The sequence below is a fragment of the Aquabacterium olei genome (genome assembly GCF_003100395.1).
Lineage (GTDB): Bacteria > Pseudomonadota > Gammaproteobacteria > Burkholderiales > Burkholderiaceae_C > Aquabacterium > Aquabacterium olei.
The window spans coordinates 1,627,478-1,646,121 of record NZ_CP029210.1; the positions used below are offsets into that span (position 1 = coordinate 1,627,478).

Genomic DNA, 18,644 nt, shown 5'->3' on the forward strand with positions numbered 1-18,644 from the left:
TTCCGCCACGAGGCGGGGCCTTGTTCACAACCGAATACTTAGCACACAGTCAAGCATGACCCGTCGTCGCGTCGTTGTCACAGGCCTGGGCCTGATCACGCCTGTCGGTAACACCGTGCAGGATGCATGGACCAATCTGATCGCCGGCCAGTCCGGTATCGACACCGTCACCAAATTTGACGCTTCGGCGCTCGCCTGCACGTTTGCTGGCGAGGTCAAGGGCTTCTCCATCGAGGATTACATCCCCGCGAAGGAGGCCCGTCATATGGACACATTCATCCATTACGGACTGGCAGCCTCCATGCAGGCCGTCCGTGATGCGGGCCTGCCCACGGGCGAGGCCCTGACGCCTGAACAGGCCGAGCGCATCGGTGTGCTCGTGGGTTCCGGCATCGGCGGTCTGCCGATGATCGAAGCCACCCACAAGGACTACACCGACCGCGGTCCGCGTCGCATTTCGCCGTTCTTTGTGCCCGCCTCGATCATCAACATGATCTCGGGCCACGTGTCGATCCAGTATGGCTTCAAGGGCCCGAACCTGGCCGTCGTCACCGCCTGCACGACCGGCCTGCACGCCATTGGCCAGGCCGCCCGCATGATCGAGTACGGCGATGCCGACGTCATGGTGGCCGGCGGCGCCGAATCGACCGTGTCGCCGCTGGGCATTGGCGGCTTCGCCTCGGCCCGTGCACTCTCCACCCGCAACGACGACCCCAAGACGGCCTCGCGCCCCTGGGACAAGGACCGAGACGGCTTCGTGCTGGGCGAGGGCGCCGGTGTCATGGTGCTGGAAGAGTACGAGCACGCCAAGGCCCGTGGCGCCAAGATCTACGCCGAACTGGCGGGCTTCGGCATGAGCGCCGATGCCTACCACATGACCGCGCCCGACGTGGACGGCCCCAAGCGTTCGATGCTGAATGCGCTGCGCAACGCCGGCCTGAACGCCGACGAGGTGCAGTACCTGAACGCGCACGGCACTTCGACCCCGCTGGGCGACGTCAACGAAACGAACGCGATCAAGCTCGCTTTCGGCGACCACGCCAAGAAGCTGGTGGTCAACTCGACCAAGTCCATGACCGGCCACCTCCTGGGTGGCGCGGGTGGCATCGAGTCGGTGTTCACCGTGCTGGCCATCCACAACCAGATCTCGCCGCCCACGATCAACATCTTCCACCAGGATCCCGAGTGCGACCTGGACTACTGCGCCAACACCGCACGCGAGATGAAGATCGACGCCGCCCTGAAGAACAACTTCGGTTTCGGCGGCACCAACGGCTCGCTGGTCTTCAAGCGCGCGTGATCGCGCCCGGCAGGTCGGGTTGACAGGCGCGAGCTTGATCATGTCCCGCCTGCCTGCCGAGCTGGCCCAGCCCGCTGAATGGCATCTGCCGGTCGGGCTGTCGGCGGCGCCGGGATGGCGCCGGGCCGCCCGTCTCTGCGTCCTGAGCCTCATTGCGCTGGCCTGTGCCTGGTGGTGGTCGACCCTGGAAGGGTGGCGTCGAGGGCAGGGACCGCATGGTGTCTGGATGGCACTGACCACCCTTGGGATGCTGGCATGGGCGTGGACGGTGGTCCGCCCTGTGTGGCGAGCCCTTCGAGGCGGCAAGACCGAAACCGTGTTGCTGCAATGGTCCGCCGTTGCATCCGCCGATCCAGCTTCGAGCGACGCGAGCTCGTCGCCATGGCGGCTGCCCGATTGCGGCGTCGACGCCGAGGTGGAGCGGATACTGGACCTGCAGCAGTGGATGCTTCTGAAAGTCACGCCGCGGTCTGCTCCAGCGCGGCGCCCGATCTGGTGCTTGGTTCCTGATCGACAAGGCTCTGCAGTGCATCGGCTAAGGGTCCTGCTGTCGCTCTCGGCGCGGGGCGCCTCCCGACGCACCTCGACACCAATCGGGGAGGGCGAAGCGGGGAGGATGATGGCATCATCACTGCCGGTGGCCGGGTTGCCGGCCTCTCCGACTGCACGCCAACACATGATTCAAGCCTTCAGGCGCTTTCGTGGCGCCGACTCAGGTCGCGCGACGCCAGGGAAGTCGCACGGTCAGCGCGGGTTCTCGCCCTCGTCGCTCTTTCCGCCCACCGAGATCGAGTCGGATCGGAGGGGGCGGTGATGCCGCGTGATGTTCCGCCGCCGGCGGAGGCTCCGGCCGTGCAACCGATTGCGCCCGATGTGGCGGACCTCGGTCGCACCGGCCCCGTGACGCCGGACGTCGATGCGGCGCTGGTCGAGCGGGTGCAGCGAGGGGACCAGCGTGCATTCGAGATGCTGGTGGTGAAATACCAGCGCCGCATCGAACGCCTGATCGCCCGCATGGTGCGGGACACCGATCTGGTGGAAGACATTGCGCAGGAAACCTTCATCCGCGCCTATCGGGCCCTGCCGAACTTCCGCGGTGAGAGCGCGTTCTACACCTGGCTCTACCGCATCGCGGTCAACACGGCCAAGAAGGCGATCATCGGTCTGCAGCGCGACCCGGTGATGACCGAGTCCGCGCTGGCCTCGCTGGATGAGGAGGATGCCGATGGCTCCCGCGTCGAAAATGAACTCAGCGATGGCGAAACGCCCGAGTCCGTGATGGCCAGTCGGCAGGTGGCCGAGGCCGTCAATGAGGCGATCGAGTCGCTGTCGGAAGACCTTCGGCAGGCCATCGTGCTGCGAGAGATCGAGGGCCTCAGCTACGACGAGATCGCAGAGTTGATGAACTGCCCGATCGGCACCGTGCGGTCGCGGATCTTCCGGGCCCGCGAAACCATCGCACAGCGCCTTCGCCCTCTGCTGGACACGAAACAGGGCGAAAGATGGTGAAGTTTTTGTGAAACGCCCGGTGAACTTTTGTGGCGCTCGGTGGTCCATCGGACAAGAGACGCCGCACTGTTGCATTGAGCAGGTCTGATTGCGGCACCTTCGTTCTCACCGCGAAGCCGGAGCCCGTTCCATGACCGACCGCATTCCATCTGACGCCGCCCGATCCGAAGCCTTGTCCGCCCTGGTGGACGGGCAGGCGACCAGCGCAGAAGTCGCTGACGCCTGCTCGCGCTGGGCCCACGACGCCGACCAGCGCGCCCGTTGGGCCGAGTACCAGCTGATCGGCGACGTGATGCGCTCCGAAGAGTTGGGGGCGCAGGCGCGCGGCGACGCTTTCCTCGCGCGCTTCCGTGAGCGGCTCGCCGCCGAGCCCGTCGTGCTGGCTCCAGGGCGCGTGGCGGCCGCAGCACCGGTTCAGGATCCGCGGCCGGACATGGCGGCGCCGCTGGCCCTGCATCGCCGCCGCTGGGCCGGCCCGATTTCCGTTGCCGCCAGCTTTGTTGCGGTGGTTGCGGCCTTGCTCAACACCGGGGTGGATCTGGGCGATGGCCGTGTCGACATGGCTTCCAGTGGTCAGGGTGGCACCTTGTCGCTGAATGCCGGGCAGGGCGCCGGTGCCTGGCCTGTGGCCGGCGCCAGCCTTGAGCGGGCACCCAGCTTCTCGCGCCCTGATGCCGGCGGTGCGGTCACCCCCGTGCACGTTCTGCGCGATCCACGCGCCGAAGAGCCGGTTTCTGCCCGCAGCGTCGAAGGCGGGGCCGTCACCTTCTCGTCGACGGGCGGCCTGGCGCGCCAGGCGGTTTACACCGCGCCCTGAGACGCCGGCCGGCATCGGTCGGACGGTGCGCGCACCGCCTCACCGACTTGCAGTTCACGAACAGGGTGGCATGATGCCGCCCTGTTTGCATTGCGCTCCTTTACGAGCATTTACCGTCACAGCGAACGTTGCCCGAGAACTGTCATCGGGTGATCTGTCTCCAACGTTGTGGTTTCATTCCTTGTTCGTTTCACGAGGTCTACTGCATGACGTTTTCTTCTCAGCCTGGCACCCCTTCGGTCATCCGTCGCACCCTGGTTGTGGGTGCCGTGGTATCGGCCGTCGGCTTGGTTCTGAGCTCCAGCCTGTTTCCCCATGCCTCGCAGGCCCAGCAGCCGGCCGCCGCGCTGGGTATCCCGGCCGCGCCGAACGCGCCCACGCTGGTCAAGGGCCTGCCGGACTTCACCGAGCTGGTCGACCGGGTCGGCCCGTCGGTGGTCAGCATCCGGACCACGCAGCGTGTCACGGACTCCGATGATGGCAGTGACGAGGCCGACGCCCAGATGCGGGAGTTCTTCCGCCGCTTCTTCGGCACCCCGTTGCCCAGCCAACCGAAGCGCGCCCAGCCTGGCAACCAGCCGGGCGAGGAGCGGCCGCGCGGCGTGGGCTCCGGCTTCATCCTCAGCGGCGACGGCTATGTGATGACGAACGCGCATGTCGTCGACGGCGCAGACGAGGTCTACGTCCACCTGACGGACAAGCGGGAGTTCAAGGCCAAGGTGGTGGGTGCAGACAAGCGCACCGACGTGGCCGTGCTCAAGATCGAAGCCAAGGGCCTGCCTGCGGTCACGGTCGGTGACGTTGGGCGCCTGAAGGTCGGTGAGTGGGTGATGGCCATCGGCACGCCGTTCGGCCTGGAGAACACCGTCACCGCTGGCATCGTGAGCGCCAAGGCGCGTGACACGGGTGAAGAGATCCGCTTCATCCAGTCCGACGTGGCCGTGAACCCGGGCAACTCGGGCGGGCCGCTGATCAACATGCGTGGCGAAGTGGTGGGCATCAACTCCCAGATCCTGAGCCGCTCGGGGGGCTTCATGGGCATTTCGCTGTCCATCCCGATCGACGACGCCGTCAAGGTGGCCGAGCAGCTGCGCTCAGGTGGCAAGGTGATCCGGGGCCGCATCGGGGTGTCGATCGCGCCGGTCACCAAGGAAGTCGCCGAGTCGATTGGCCTGGGCAAACCGGCAGGCGCGCTGGTTCAGGGTGTCGAGGCGGGCACGCCGGCAGACAAGGCCGGGCTCGAGGCCGGTGACATCATCACCAAGTTCAACGGGCAGACGATCGAGAAAGCCCAGGATCTGCCGCGCCTGGTCGCAGGCACGAAGCCCGGCACCCGCACCACGCTGCAGGTGTTCCGCCGCGGGGCCTACAAGGACCTGTCGATCACCGTGGCTGAACTGGATGCGGCTCAGCAGCCGAAGGCCGAAAGCCAGGCGCCCGCCAAGCTGGCCGCAGACTCGCTGGGGCTGTCGCTGGCCGACCTCACCGCGGCGCAGAAACGCGACCTGCGGTTGAACGGCGGCGTGATGGTGGAGGCCGCCACGGGGCCGGCTGCCCGCGCGGGCTTGCGCCAGGGCGACGTCATCCTGGCGGTCGCCAATGTGCAGGTGGCCGACACCCGCCAGTTCGAAGGCATGCTCGCCAAGGTCGACAAGACCCGGCCCCTGAGCGTGCTGGTGCGCCGTGGAGAGTGGGCGCAGTACGTGGTGATCCGCCCGCAGGCGCGCTGACCGGGCGACGCCGGGCAATCGGTGCGATAACCCGGCGCCCCAAAGGGTCTTGTACCTTTGCTGGCGCGAGCGGGGGGCCGTGAAACGGGCCCGCTGACACCAGCGGAATGCCGATACAATCGGCCGCTTCGCCCCCGCCAACCTCCGAGGGAGGAGAGCCTTCTTGTCCACAAATTGACAACAGGATTTGTGGATAAAGTGTGGGCAACTTTCATGTTGGCGGGTCGCAACGACCCCGGGTACGGCACGGACGCGGCTTGCCTGGAAGGGCTTTTCGATACAATGAAAGTCCAACAAGCAGTTGCCATACGTTTTTGTTGGAAGGCGCGTCACTCCTTTTGACGTGCCTTTTTTTTATGAACCACATCCGTAATTTCTCGATCATTGCGCACATCGACCATGGCAAGTCCACCCTGGCCGACCGCATCATTCAGCGCTGTGGTGGCCTGAGCGACCGCGAGATGGAAGCCCAGGTTCTGGACTCGATGGACATCGAGAAAGAGCGCGGCATCACCATCAAGGCCCAGACGGCATCCCTGCAGTACAAGGCGCAGGACGGCCAGGTCTACAACCTGAACCTCATCGACACGCCGGGGCACGTCGACTTCTCGTATGAAGTCAGCCGGTCGCTGTCGGCTTGCGAGGGGGCACTGCTGGTGGTGGACGCCAGCCAGGGCGTGGAGGCCCAGACGGTGGCCAACTGCTACACCGCGCTCGACCTGGGCGTCGAGGTGGTGCCCGTCCTGAACAAGATGGACCTGCCGCAGGCCGACCCCGAGCGCGCCAAGGAAGAGATCGAGGACGTCATCGGCATCGATGCCACCGACGGGATCCCGTGTTCGGCCAAGACCGGCATGGGCATCGACGAGATTCTGGAGGCCGTGGTCAAGCGCATGCCGCCCCCGAAAGGCAATGCCGATGGGCCGCTGCGTGCCATGATCATTGACGCCTGGTTCGACAACTATGTGGGCGTCGTGATGCTGGTGCGCGTGGTCGACGGCGTGCTCAAGAAGGGCGAGCGCATCCGGATGATGGCCACCAACACCGTCTACCCGGCGGAGCACCTGGGCGTGTTCACGCCCAAGTCGACGCCGCGTGACGAGTTGCGCGCGGGCGAGGTGGGCTTCATCATCGCGGGCATCAAGGAGCTGGCCGCCGCCAAGGTCGGCGACACGGTCACCCTTGAGAAGAAGCTGCCCAACAACGCCGGCCCGGCCACCGAGGCCTTGCCCGGCTTCAAGGAAATCCAGCCCCAGGTGTTCGCCGGTCTCTACCCGACCGAAGCGAGCGAGTATGACCAGCTGCGCGACGCACTGGAAAAGCTCAAGCTCAACGACAGCTCGCTGCGCTATGAGCCCGAGGTGTCGCAGGCGCTGGGCTTCGGCTTCCGCTGCGGCTTCCTGGGCCTGCTGCACATGGAGATCGTGCAGGAGCGCCTGGAGCGCGAATTCGATCAGGACCTGATCACGACCGCGCCGAGCGTGGTCTACGAGGTCGAACTCAACGGCGGCGACGTCATCGAGGTGGAGAACCCCTCGAAGATGCCGGAAGTGGCGCGCATCAAGGAGATCCGCGAGCCCATCGTCACCGTGCACCTGTACATGCCGCAGGACTACGTCGGCCCCGTCATGACGCTGGCCAACCAGAAGCGTGGCGTGCAGTTGAACATGGCCTACCACGGTCGTCAGGTCATGCTGACTTACGAAATGCCGCTGGCCGAAATCGTGCTGGACTTCTTCGACAAGCTGAAGTCGGTGTCGCGCGGGTATGCCTCGATGGATTACGAGTTCAAGGAGTACCGCGCCTCCGACGTGGTGAAGGTCGACCTGCTGATCAACGGCGACCGCGTCGATGCGCTGTCCATCATCGTGCACCGCGCGCAGAGCGCCTACCGCGGCCGTGCCGTGGCCGCCAAGATGCGCGAACAGATTCCGCGCCAGATGTACGACGTGGCCATCCAGGCGGCCATCGGCGGCAACATCATCGCCCGCGAGAACATCAAGGCGCTGCGCAAGAACGTGCTGGCAAAATGCTATGGCGGCGACGTGTCACGCAAACGCAAGCTGCTGGAGAAGCAGAAGGCCGGCAAGAAGCGCATGAAGCAGATCGGCTCGGTCGAGGTTCCGCAGGAAGCCTTCCTGGCCATTCTGCAGGTCGACGACTGATCCCGCGCGCGGCACGAGACAACAACGAGAAATGCATCAATGAGTCTGATCACCGGATTGCTGTACGCGGCGCTGGCCGTGTATCTGGGGGGCTGGTATACCGGTCGGTGGCATGGAAACTTTTCCCTGCTGTTGTTCGTGCTGACGGTGGTGACGCTGGGCTACTGGCTGGCCGAGCGTTACCGCTTCAAGCCGGCCCGCGAGGCCGCGGCGACCCAGCTGGCGCAGCAGAACGACGCTCGGCGTGCCCAGCTGGCCGCGCAGGGCATCACGCAGGTCGACACCGACATCACCCAGGCACGTGAACGCCTGCTGATGCAGCCCTGGTGGCTGGACTGGACCGCGGGCCTGTTCCCGGTGATCTGTGCGGTGTTCCTGATGCGCTCGTTTCTGTTCGAGCCCTTCAAGATCCCGTCGGGGTCCATGATCCCGACGCTGCTGGTCGGCGACCTGATTCTGGTGAACAAGTTTCACTACGGCATCCGCCTGCCGGTGATCAACAAGAAGATCATCTCGAACAACGAGCCGCAGCGTGGCGACGTCATGGTGTTCCGCTACCCGGTGGACCCGAGCCTGGACTACATCAAGCGTGTGGTCGCCTTGCCGGGTGACGAGGTGGCCTACATCAACAAGAAGCTCACGGTCAACGGCAAGCCGGTCGAGCAATCGCAACTGCCCCAGTTCTACGACGAGGACACCCTGCGCTATTTCGACCAGTACAGCGAGAAGCTGGGCCAGGTCGAGCATCGCATCCTGGTCGACAAGGACCGCCCGCCGTTCGTGCCTCCGCAGGCCGTGTTCGACTTCCCGAACAAGGAACTCTGCCGCTACAGTGGTGAGGGTGTGGTCTGCAAGGTGCCCGCGGGCCACTACTTCATGATGGGCGACAACCGCGACAACTCGCAGGATTCCCGCTTCTGGGGCTTCGTGCCGGACGATGCCATCGTCGGCAAGGCCTTCGTGATCTGGATGAACTTCGGCGACTTCAAGCGGATCGGCTTCTTCAACTGACCACTCGCAGCATGCATTCGACGTCCTGTTCCGTTCCTTCCTCCCGCGCCCAGCAGGGCGTGACGCTGATCGGTCTGCTTTTCTGGGCAGTGCTGTTGTGCTCGGCGGCCCTGGTGATCATGAAGGTCATCCCGGCAGTGACGGAGTACCGGACCATCGTCTCGATGGTGAACAAGGTGGCGAAGGAGGGGGGCAGCACCGTGCCCGAGATCCGCGCGTCGTTCGAGCGCTCGCGCCAGGTCGAGTACGGCGTCACGTCACTGACCGGCCGGGATCTCGAGATCACCAAGGAAGGTGAGACCGTGGTGGTGCGTTTTGCTTACGACCGGGAAATCGAACTGATCTCGCCGGTCTACCTGCTGATCAAGTTCGAAGGTCAGTCGAAGTGATCTGTTCGCCCCGTGTGGGCTTCTCTTTCTGCACCGGGCCTGGCTTCAGGCCCGCTTTGTTTTGATGGCTGCTGTTGACCCGTCCCGTGGCACCTCGGTGCCGCCCCCCCTGCAGGCGCTGCAGGCGAGGCTGGGGCACGTTTTTGCCGATCCCCGCCTGCTGGCGCGTGCCGTCACGCACAAGAGTTTCGGGGCCGAGCACTACGAGCGGCTCGAGTTCCTCGGAGACGCGGTGCTGAGCCTGGGGGTGTCGGGCCTGTTGTACCGGCGCTTCGACCGCAGTGATGAAGGCGACCTGACCCGCGTGCGCGCTCACCTGGTGCGCCAGGACATGCTGCACCGCCTGGCCGTCCAACTGGGCCTGCCGGACGTGATGCGCCTGAGCGAGGGCGAGGCCAAGGGCGGCGGCGCACAGCGCCCCTCCATTCTCGCCGACGCCCTGGAGGCGATCATCGGGGCGGTCTACCTCGATGCCGGTTTTGAGGCCGCGCGTGACCTGGTCCTGCGGCTGTTCGAGCCCCTGGTGGCCGAGACCACCATGGAAGGCTGGAGCAAGGATGCCAAGACCGCCTTGCAGGAATGGCTGCAGGCGCGCAAGATGGCCGTGCCCACCTACCGCATCGATTCGACCCGGGGGCGCGCGCACGAGCAGGTGTTCGTGGTGGCCTGCGAGTTGCCCGCCATGGAAATGAGCGAGACCGGCGAGGGCCTGTCGCGTCGTGCAGCCGAGCAGGCTGCCGCCCAGGCGGTGCTGACCCGCCTGCAGGCCACGCCCGCACGGGATCTGCCCAAGCCGGCCCGCGTTGCACCGACAGTGGTGGTGCGCAAGGCGCGCGCTCGCCCGACGTGCACACCCGATGATGAAGGCGCAGCTGGCTGACCCCGCTTCGTCCCCGTTTATTTCTGTGGGCCGCCGTGCCCCGCCTGAACACCCCCCATGCCCCGCAAGCCTGCTTCTACCCCCGACACACCGAGCCCCCAGACCGACGCCGTCAACCCGGACTTGGAGGCCATGCTCTCCGGCATGGCCCTGGCTCGCCAGGGGGGCGGGGAGGCCGCTGCCTCGGGCAGCCAGCGTTGCGGTCTGGTCGCCATCGTCGGTCGCCCGAACGTTGGCAAATCGACGCTGATGAACGCGATGGTGGGCCAGAAGGTGTCGATCACCTCGCGCAAGGCGCAGACGACACGGCATCGCATCACCGGCATCTGCACCCAGGACGACACCCAGTTCGTCTTCGTTGACACGCCGGGCTTTCAGACGCGCCACACCGTGCGGGGCACCGCGGCGCTGAACCGCAACCTGAACAAGACGGTGCAGTCGACGCTGTCGGACGTGGACGTGGTGCTGTACCTGGTGGAAGCCGGCCGTTATGGTCCGGACGATGCCAAGGTGGTGGCCCTGCTGCCCAAGGACAAGCCGGTGATTCTGGTGGCCAACAAGCTGGATCTGGTGCACCGCCGCGAAGACCTGTTCCCGTGGCTGCAGTCCATGCAGGCCCACCACCCGTTCGCCGAGTTCGTGCCGCTGTCGGCCCAGAAGGAGGCGGACACCCGCCGTCTGCTGGGCATCGTCCGCCCCTATCTGCCCGAGCAGGGCTGGTGGTACGACGCCGAGGCGCTGACAGACCGCACGGACCGCTTCCTGGCCAGCGAGATCATCCGCGAGAAGCTATTCCGCCTCACCGGCGACGAACTGCCTTACACCTCCACCGTGGTCATCGACGCCTACGCCGAAGAGCCGCCGCCGCCCGACAAGCCGCGTGCCAAGGGCCTGACCCGCATCGCCGCGACCATCATCGTCGAGCGCGAACAGCACAAGGGCATGGTGATCGGTGACAAGGGCGAGCGCCTCAAGCGCATCGGCACCGAGGCCCGTACGGAGCTGGAGCGCCTGCTCGGCGTGAAGGTCTTCCTGGAGGTCTGGGTGAAGGTGCGCTCGGGCTGGGCCGACGACGAAACCCGCCTGCGCACCTACGGCTACGAATAAGCGGTGGCACGCGCGGCCTCGCGGGCGGGCTCGGCGGCCTATGTGCTGCACAGCCACGATTGGAGCGAATCCAGCCTGATTCTGGAGCTGTTCACGCGTGACCATGGTCGCGTGGTGGCCGTGGCCAAAGGGGCCAAGCGACCGTACTCCCAGCTGCGGCCGGTGCTGCTGCCGTTTCAGCGGCTCATCGTGACCTTTGGCGCGCGCCGCTCCGAAGATGCCGAGGTGTGGCTGGTTCGACAGGCGGAATGGGCCGGCGGCCCCGCGTGGCCGGGCGGCAGCGCCTTGCTGCCAGGCTTCTACGTCAACGAGCTGATGATGCGCCTGATGGTGCGCCATGATCCCCATCCGGCGCTGTTCGACGCCTATGCCCAGACACTGCAGGCCATGGCCGATCCGGCCTTGCTGCCCGCCGCGCTGCGGGCCTTCGAGCTGCACCTGCTGCGCCAACTGGGCCACCTGCCGGATCTGGCCGCCGAGACCGTGAGCGGCCTGCCGGTGGCCCCTGGCCAGGCCTATGCGCTGCACCCTGAACTGGGCGTTCAGGCCCAGCCCGCCGACATGGAGCCCGGTGCCGGCCCCCTGACCGTGGCAGGCGCCGTGCTGCTGGAGATCGAGGCGGCCCTGGCTTCTGTCGCGGCGCCGTCGCGGGCGTTGACCTCGCCTCTTTACGAGACGGGGGGCATGCAGCCTTCCGTCATTCCCACCCTGATGGCCGCCTGCATCCCGGCCCTGTCCGAGCTCAAGGTGATGACCCGCTCGCTCATTCACTATCATCTGGGCTCTCAGACGCTGCGCACCCGCGCGCTCATGCTCGAACTCCAGCAACCATGACCTTCTCCGGCACCCTCCTGACCGACTTGAACGCGCCCCTGCTGGGCGTCAACATTGACCATGTCGCCACGGTGCGCAACGCCCGGGGCGGGGTGTTTCCTGATCCGGTGCGCGCGGCGATGCTGGCCGTCGAGGCCGGTGCCGACATCATCACCTTCCATCTCCGCGAAGACCGCCGGCACATCCGCGACGAAGATGTGGTGCGGTTGAAGCAGCAGGTGCCGGTGCCGATCAATTTCGAGGCGGCCGTGACGGACGAAATGCTCGACATCATCGAGCGCACGCGCCCCGAACACGTCTGCCTGGTGCCCGAGCGACGTCAGGAGGTGACCACCGAGGGCGGGCTGGACGTGGCGGGGCAGTTCGACCGCATGGCCGCAGCCTGTGCCCGCCTGGCCGCCGCCGGCAGCCGCGTCTCGCTGTTCATCGGCGCCGATCCGATGCAGATCGAGGCTTCGGCCCGCGCCGGTGCGCCCTGCGTCGAGCTCCACACCGGTGCCCTGGCGAACGCGTGGTGGGCCGGCGACCAGGTCGCCTTGCAACATGAACTGGCCCGCCTCCGTGAGGGCGTGCGCATTGGCCGCAGCCTGGGCCTGCGCACGCACGCGGGCCACGGTCTGGCGCTCTCGTCCGACCTGCCTGACGGCCGCGATCCGAGCGAGCCCAGTTCCACGGCCATCGTGGCCGCGCTGCCGGATGTGAGCGAGTTGCACATCGGGCATGCACTCATCGGCCGGGCGGTGTTCGTGGGCCTGCGTCAGGCCATTGCCGATTTCAAGGGCGAGGCCATCCGCGCGCGCACGGCATGATCACCGGCGTCGGCACCGACCTGTGCGACATCCGTCGCATCGAAGCCGCCTTGCAGCGGCGCGGTGACCGCTTTGCCGAAAAGGTGCTGGGCGACCGCGAATTGGCGGTCTTCCGGGCGCGTCGCGCCAAGGTGCCGCTGCGTGGCCTGCGCTACCTCGCCACGCGCTTCGCCGCCAAGGAGGCTTTCTCCAAGGCCATCGGCCTGGGCATCCACTGGCCCATGACCTGGCGCGCCTGTCAGATTCTCAACGACGCCAGCGGCAAGCCCGTCATCGTCCTCGACGGCGAGCTGAAAGCCTGGTTCGAGGCCCGCCAATGGCGTGCCCACGTCACGGTCACCGATGAGGGCGACCTGGCCCAGGCCTTCGTCGTGATCGAAACCCATTCCACCTGACCATGAGCATGAAGAAAACCACGTCGCAGCCCGCCACCATCGAGCACGCCCCGGTCGTTCTCGACATCGAAGGCCTCAGCCTGAACGACGACGACCGTCGCCGGCTGGCCCATCCCCTGGTGGGCGGCCTCATCCTGTTCGGACGCAACTGGGAAAGCCGCGCGCAACTCACCGCCCTGTGCGCCGAGATCAAGGCGATCCGCCCCGACGTGCTGATCTGTGTCGACCACGAGGGCGGGCGCGTTCAACGTTTCCGCACCGACGGCTTCACGCACCTGCCGCCCATGGCCCGCCTGGGCCAGATGTGGATGGACGACGGCAAGGGCGCGGAGGGTGCAGGCGCCATGGCGGCCACCGATGCGGCCACAGCCTGTGGCTACGTGCTGGCCAGCGAACTGCGAGCCTGTGGCGTCGACTTCAGCTTCGCGCCGGTGCTCGACCTGGACTGGGGCGAGAGTGGCGTGATCGGCGACCGCGCCTTCCACCGTGACCCGCGTGTGGCGACCGTGCTGGCCAAGAGCGTCATGCACGGCCTGCTGCTGGCCGGCATGGCCAACTGCGGCAAGCACTTTCCCGGCCACGGCTTCGTGAAGGCCGATTCCCACGTGGCGGTGCCGGTCGACCGGCGCAGCCTCAAGGCCATCCTGGCTGACGATGCCCGCCCGTATGACTGGCTGAGCACCTCGCTGACCAGCGTGATGCCCGCGCACGTCATCTACCCGAAGGTCGATCCGGCGCCCGCAGGCTTCTCGAAACGCTGGCTGCAGGACATCCTGCGCGGCCGGTTGGGCTTCACCGGCGCCATCTTCAGTGACGACCTGAGCATGGAGGGCGCCAGCGTGGCCGGGAGCCACACCGAAGGCGCGATTGCCGCCCTGAACGCCGGGTGTGACCTGGTGCTGCTGTGCAATCAGTCGCTGCGCGGCGGCAAGCCGGTGGACGCTCTGCTGGACGGTCTGAGTGCGGCCCTGCAGGCCGGTCGCTGGACGGCCAGTGCCGACAGCGAGGCGCGGCGGTTGGACTTGCTGCCCCAGACCGCGCCACTGCCGTGGGATGACCTGATGCACCACGCACCGTATTTGCAGGCGCTGGCCCGCTTGCCCGGCTGAGACGCGAAGGAGGATGTGGCAATCAGTGTGCCCGCCTTCCTTTTTTCCCCTTGAGCGAGCCCCCTAACCGTCGGGATGGGGTTCGTCTGGTGTGACGCCTAGCATCGCCGCACCATAACCAACCTCAAGGGTGGACCATGTCCTGTTTCGTTCCGCGCGCCACCGTCGTGGCCGTGCTGTCCTGTCTGGCTTCTGGAGCCTTTGCCGCCAACACCTTTGATGGCACGGGCTTCACCCTCAGCTACGACGATGAGGCAGCTTCCTACAGCTACGAGACCACGTCGTTCGGCGGCGTCAACACCGAGTACCTGACGCCGGGCCAGGTGAGCTACACGACTTCGGCCAGCGGCCTGGACGTGGGCTTCCTCAGCGGTCTGGGTGTCTACGCGACGTCCTACACCGACTTCACGCCGCAGACGCTGTCCGGTGCTTTCCACCTGCCCATCACGCTCTCTGCTGCGACGGGCTACGTGCTGACGGGCTACACCGTCACCATCGAAGGCAACTACAGCATCGAGACGCCGGGGAGCGTCGATGTGGCCGGCCTGCTGTACGCGACCTCGGGCATCGAGGCCTTCAGCGTCAGCGGCTTCACCCCCTTCGCGGGCGGTAGCACGTCCGTGAGCGGCTCGTTCAGCGCGACCGGCGACATCTCGTTTGTCACCGTGCTGGATGGCTACGATGAGGTCGAAACCTGCACCGACCCGCTGGATCCGTCCACTTGCACCATTGAACAAGTGCCGCGTTATCGCGAGGAAATGGATCTGGGCGAGGCCTACCTCAACATCGAGCGCATCACCATCACGCCCCAGGTCGCTGCTGTGCCAGAACCCGAGACGCTGGCTCTGGTGCTGGCCGGCGCGGGGGTGCTGATTGGTCTTCGTGGGCGTGGTGCTGCGACCCGCAAGCGCGCTCGCCAGGGGTAAAAGCGCATCGGACGGCGCAAAAAAAGCCGGGGAGCCCCGGCCTCTGTGCAGCAAGAAGAAAAGGCCCTCACGGGCCTTTTCTGTTTCGCCTCAGTGTACGTTCGTTTCGAACGGCAGCGTCACCTGGGCGAGGTCCTTGCGGGTTTCGACCAGAATCAACGGCCCTTCGTCGAGCACCACAGCGGGCTTGCGCTCGCGCGGCACGCGCACAGGCTTGGGCTCGTTGGCGATCGCTTCCTGAACCGCACGCACGCGGTCCGCATCGGAGTTGACCCACTCCAGGCCGACACCCTGCGCCAGGGCCTGCAAGTCCGCGATCGGCAGCGTGTACGGTGCAGTTGCCTCGACAACTGGCGCAGCGACCTCCGCCACCACCGCGGCCGGAGCGGCAACGTCTGCTGCCACTTCAGCAGGGGCTGCCATCGGTGCGGCGATTTCCGTCGCAACGGCCACCGGAGCGGCCACCGAGGCGGGCTCGGCCACCGGCAATTGAGCGGCGTTCTCAGCGGCGACCGCGTCGGTTGTCGTCACGTCCTCGGTCACCACGGCATCGGTGCGCTCGCGGCGATCGCGGCGCTGGCGATTGCGGCGCGGCCGGCCGGCGTCATCGCCGCCTTCCGCGTCGTCAGCACGCACCTCGCCCTCAGGGGCCGAACTGGTTTCACCTTCGTTGTCCGATGCTTGCGGTGCGTTGCCTTCTGCCGTCAGCGTGCCTTCCTCGCGTTCGCCACGGCCACGGCCGCCACGACGACGACGGCGGCCGCCTTCACGTTCGCCCTCGGCTGCCGCAGGCTGCGTGCCTTCGAGTTGCACGTCACCGGCGGCCACAGCCTGACCGATGGCCGCGGCTTCGGCGGCGATCGCTTCGCGGTTCAGTGCAGGGCGATCGCCCTGCGGACGGTCACCACCCCGGCCGCGCCCACGGCGACCCTCGCCGCGCTGCGCGTTCTCGTTCGTCGCTTCAGTGGCACCTTCGCCCGGCTGGCGGTCGTCGCGGCGGCCATTGCGCCCGCCGCGGCCTTCCGTGCCGCGCTCGCCATTGCGTTCGCGGCGCTCACCACGTTCACCACCGCCCTGACGTTCACCGCGGCGGCCCTGGCCATCGCGGCGGCCGTCCTTGCGACCATCACGCCCACCGGCTTTCGCCTCCTTGCCTTCGTCCGTGCTGGCCGGGGTGGCCACCGGGGACACCGTGGCCGGTGCGGGGGCTGCGGCCGGAGCGCCAAACAGACGCTTGATCCAGCCAAAGAAGCCGCCCGTCTGCGGTGCCGTCGGCGTGACGACCGGCGGCGGCAGCACGGCCGCGGGGGGCGGCGCCTGGACCACTTCCGGCTTAGGCGGTGCCACCGGGGCCGGCTGGTCGGGCAGCACGCCCTTGATCACCGGCTCTTGCTTGGGCTTGGCCTTCTCGCGGCGGGTGATGCCCACCTCGTCTTCCGGCTCCTCGATCATCGTGTAGCTGGCCTGGATGTTCTCCAGACGCGGGTCGTCGTGACGCAGGCGTTCCAGCTTGTAGTTCGGGGTCTCGATGTGCTTGTTGGGCACCAGCAGCACGGTCACGCGCTGCTTGAGCTCGATCTTCGTGATCTCGGTGCGCTTCTCGTTCAGCAGGAAGGAGGTCACTTCCACCGGCACTTGCACGTGCACGGCGGCGGTGTTGTCCTTCATGGACTCTTCCTGAATGATGCGCAGGATCTGCAGCGCCGACGACTCGGTATCGCGGATGTGGCCGGTGCCGTTGCAACGCGGGCAGGTGATGTGGCTGCCTTCGCTCAGGGCCGGGCGCAGGCGTTGACGCGACATCTCCAGCAGGCCGAACTTCGAGATGGAGCTGAACTGCACGCGGGCGCGGTCGGTGCGCAGGGCGTCACGCAGACGCTGCTCGACCTCGCGGCGGTTCTTGCTGTCCTCCATGTCGATGAAGTCCATGACGATCAGGCCACCCAGATCGCGCAGGCGCATCTGGCGGGCGATTTCGTCGGCCGCTTCCAGATTGGTGCGGAAGGCGGTTTCCTCGATGTCGCCGCCGCGGGTGGCGCGCGCCGAGTTCACGTCCACGGCCACCAGGGCTTCGGTGTGGTCGATCACGATGGCGCCGCCCGAGGGCAGGTTCACCGTGCGGCTGAAGGCCGTCTCGATCTGGTGCTCGATCTGGAAGCGCGAGAACAGGGCCGCGTCGTCGCGGTAACGCTTCACGCGATTCGCCTGGTCGGGCATCACGTGCAGCATGAACTGGTTGGCCTGCTCGTAGATGTCGTCCGTGTCGATCAGGATCTCACCGATGTCCGACGTGAAGTAATCGCGGATGGCGCGAATGACCAGCGACGACTCCTGATAGATCAGGTAGGCACCCTTGCCAGCCTGGGCGGCTTCATCAATGGCCGTCCACAGCTTGAGCATGTAGTTCAGGTCCCACTGCAGCTCGGCAGCGGTGCGGCCGATGCCAGCGGTGCGGGCGATCAGGCTCATGCCCTTGGGGTACTCGAGCTGGTCCATCGCCTCCTTGAGCTCTTCGCGCTCATCGCCCTCGATGCGACGGCTCACGCCACCGCCACGCGGGTTGTTGGGCATCAGGACCAGGTAGCGCCCGGCCAGCGACACGAAGGTGGTGAGCGCCGCACCCTTGTTGCCGCGCTCTTCCTTTTCGACCTGGACCAGCAGCTCCTGGCCTTCCTTGATCACGTCCTGGATCTTGGCCGACCGGACCTCGACGCCTTCCTTGAAATACTGGCGCGAGATTTCCTTGAACGGCAGGAAGCCGTGGCGGTCTTCGCCGTAGTCGACGAAACAGGCTTCCAGCGAAGGCTCGACGCGCGTGACGACGGCCTTGTAGATGTTGCCCTTGCGTTGTTCGCGACCTTCAATCTCGGTTTCGAAGTCGAGCAGTTTCTGCCCGTCGACAATGGCCAGGCGCCGTTCTTCCGGCTGCGTGGCGTTGATCAGCATGCGCTTCATGTGGTCTCCACAGTTCAAGCGAGGCCTGACCGGGATGGCGCCGGACAAACCCCCACCCACCGCCGACCTTGCGGACAGCGGCAGCGTTCATGCACGAGCAACGACGTTGAACCGTAAAGGAATTGCCTTGGCTGTCCGTGACGCGAGAGGCGTCAGTGCAGCAGGGGCGCGCGTGGCGAGACTTGGACACGGGCCTGCTGCGCTTCGGACGTGACGACACCCTCCGCGCCACCAGAAGGCGGACGGAACGGTGCGGTCAGGACGAAATACGGGAAGCGGGCAGGGGACCCCGACCGGCGCAGACTGGACGCCGACGCGTCTGCAGCCGGCGCTTCCAGCAGGAAGGCGGGGCAGAGGCGGGCGTCTCGGGCGCGAGGCGGCATGGGCCAGATCACGTGGGCAGTCACTCGTCACAGACACCAGCGACCCCGATGCCCCGAAGGGCGCGTTGCACGCTGGCGTCCATCAACCTTGATTCGTGGTTCGATCGACGTTGGCTCTGACCGTAGGACCGATTGGCAAAACCACACCTTGGGTGGTTTTCTCCGACCGGTCAGTCCGGTTGCATCACCATCATTTCTGATTTGGCGGGACACCCCGCCCGACCCGTGACAAGACGCTGCTGAACCGGCTCGAAGTAAAATGCGGTCTTGCTTTGCCTGTTGGGTGCCTGCTGACCTGGCCGAGCCATATCAACAAACACCTTAA

At 66.5% G+C, this 18,644-nt stretch carries 15 protein-coding genes; 14 read left to right on the top strand and 1 reads right to left on the bottom strand.

Annotated elements, in window-relative coordinates; all coding sequences use genetic code 11:
* Window positions 1–55 precede the first annotated feature (55 nt).
* The 14 genes from fabF to DEH84_RS07515 all read left to right on the top strand — a co-directional run bounded on the left by fabF (window position 56) and on the right by DEH84_RS07515 (window position 14,981).
* Window positions 56–1,300 carry a beta-ketoacyl-ACP synthase II gene (gene fabF, locus DEH84_RS07450; protein ID WP_109036168.1) on the top strand — a complete coding sequence of 415 codons (1,245 nt, stop codon included), beginning with the start codon at window positions 56–58 and terminating at the stop codon, window positions 1,298–1,300.
* 852 nt (window positions 1,301–2,152) lie between these two features.
* Window positions 2,153–2,809 (top strand): RNA polymerase sigma factor RpoE, encoded by a 657-nt coding sequence (gene rpoE, locus DEH84_RS07455; protein WP_508607930.1) that lies wholly within the window; start codon window positions 2,153–2,155, stop codon window positions 2,807–2,809.
* Between the two features lie 130 nt (window positions 2,810–2,939).
* Window positions 2,940–3,626 (top strand): sigma-E factor negative regulatory protein, encoded by a 687-nt coding sequence (locus DEH84_RS07460; protein ID WP_109036172.1) that lies wholly within the window; start codon window positions 2,940–2,942, stop codon window positions 3,624–3,626.
* A 206-nt stretch (window positions 3,627–3,832) separates the two neighbouring features.
* The gene (locus DEH84_RS07465) at window positions 3,833–5,356 is read left to right on the top strand and encodes a DegQ family serine endoprotease (RefSeq protein ID WP_109036174.1); all 1,524 of its coding nucleotides are present in this window, start codon (window positions 3,833–3,835) and stop codon (window positions 5,354–5,356) included.
* Window positions 5,357–5,712: 356 nt separating this feature from the next.
* Window positions 5,713–7,521, top strand: a complete 1,809-nt coding sequence (lepA, locus tag DEH84_RS07470; RefSeq protein WP_109036176.1) for a translation elongation factor 4 — start codon at window positions 5,713–5,715, stop codon at window positions 7,519–7,521.
* Window positions 7,522–7,560: 39 nt separating this feature from the next.
* Window positions 7,561–8,532: a signal peptidase I gene (gene lepB / locus DEH84_RS07475; protein WP_109036178.1), complete on the top strand. Its 972-nt coding sequence runs from the start codon at window positions 7,561–7,563 to the stop codon at window positions 8,530–8,532.
* An 11-nt stretch (window positions 8,533–8,543) separates the two neighbouring features.
* Window positions 8,544–8,921 carry a DUF4845 domain-containing protein gene (locus tag DEH84_RS07480; RefSeq protein ID WP_109036180.1) on the top strand — a complete coding sequence of 126 codons (378 nt, stop codon included), beginning with the start codon at window positions 8,544–8,546 and terminating at the stop codon, window positions 8,919–8,921.
* Window positions 8,922–8,985: 64 nt separating this feature from the next.
* The gene (gene rnc / locus DEH84_RS07485; RefSeq protein WP_109036182.1) at window positions 8,986–9,801 is read left to right on the top strand and encodes a ribonuclease III; all 816 of its coding nucleotides are present in this window, start codon (window positions 8,986–8,988) and stop codon (window positions 9,799–9,801) included.
* A 57-nt stretch (window positions 9,802–9,858) separates the two neighbouring features.
* The gene (era, locus tag DEH84_RS07490; protein ID WP_109036184.1) at window positions 9,859–10,908 is read left to right on the top strand and encodes a GTPase Era; all 1,050 of its coding nucleotides are present in this window, start codon (window positions 9,859–9,861) and stop codon (window positions 10,906–10,908) included.
* A 3-nt stretch (window positions 10,909–10,911) separates the two neighbouring features.
* Window positions 10,912–11,742 (top strand): DNA repair protein RecO, encoded by an 831-nt coding sequence (gene recO / locus DEH84_RS07495; RefSeq protein WP_109036186.1) that lies wholly within the window; start codon window positions 10,912–10,914, stop codon window positions 11,740–11,742.
* Entirely contained in the window at window positions 11,739–12,551 is an 813-nt protein-coding gene (locus DEH84_RS07500) for a pyridoxine 5'-phosphate synthase (protein WP_109036188.1), read from the top strand. The genes recO and DEH84_RS07500 overlap by 4 nt, the downstream gene beginning before the upstream one ends.
* On the top strand, window positions 12,548–12,946 hold the full coding sequence (gene acpS, locus DEH84_RS07505) for a holo-ACP synthase (protein WP_109036190.1): 399 nt from the start codon (window positions 12,548–12,550) through the stop codon (window positions 12,944–12,946). Before DEH84_RS07500 ends, acpS begins: the two co-directional genes overlap by 4 nt.
* A gap of 2 nt (window positions 12,947–12,948) precedes the next feature.
* Window positions 12,949–14,055 carry a beta-N-acetylhexosaminidase gene (gene nagZ / locus DEH84_RS07510; protein WP_425428996.1) on the top strand — a complete coding sequence of 369 codons (1,107 nt, stop codon included), beginning with the start codon at window positions 12,949–12,951 and terminating at the stop codon, window positions 14,053–14,055.
* Between the two features lie 137 nt (window positions 14,056–14,192).
* Window positions 14,193–14,981, top strand: a complete 789-nt coding sequence (locus tag DEH84_RS07515; RefSeq protein ID WP_109036191.1) for a PEP-CTERM sorting domain-containing protein — start codon at window positions 14,193–14,195, stop codon at window positions 14,979–14,981.
* Window positions 14,982–15,071: 90 nt separating this feature from the next.
* On the opposite strand, the gene DEH84_RS07520 is transcribed toward DEH84_RS07515, so the two are convergent.
* Complete coding sequence (locus tag DEH84_RS07520; protein WP_109036193.1) at window positions 15,072–17,936, bottom strand: Rne/Rng family ribonuclease; 2,865 nt, start codon at window positions 17,934–17,936, stop codon at window positions 15,072–15,074.
* Between the last annotated feature and the right edge of the window lie 708 nt (window positions 17,937–18,644).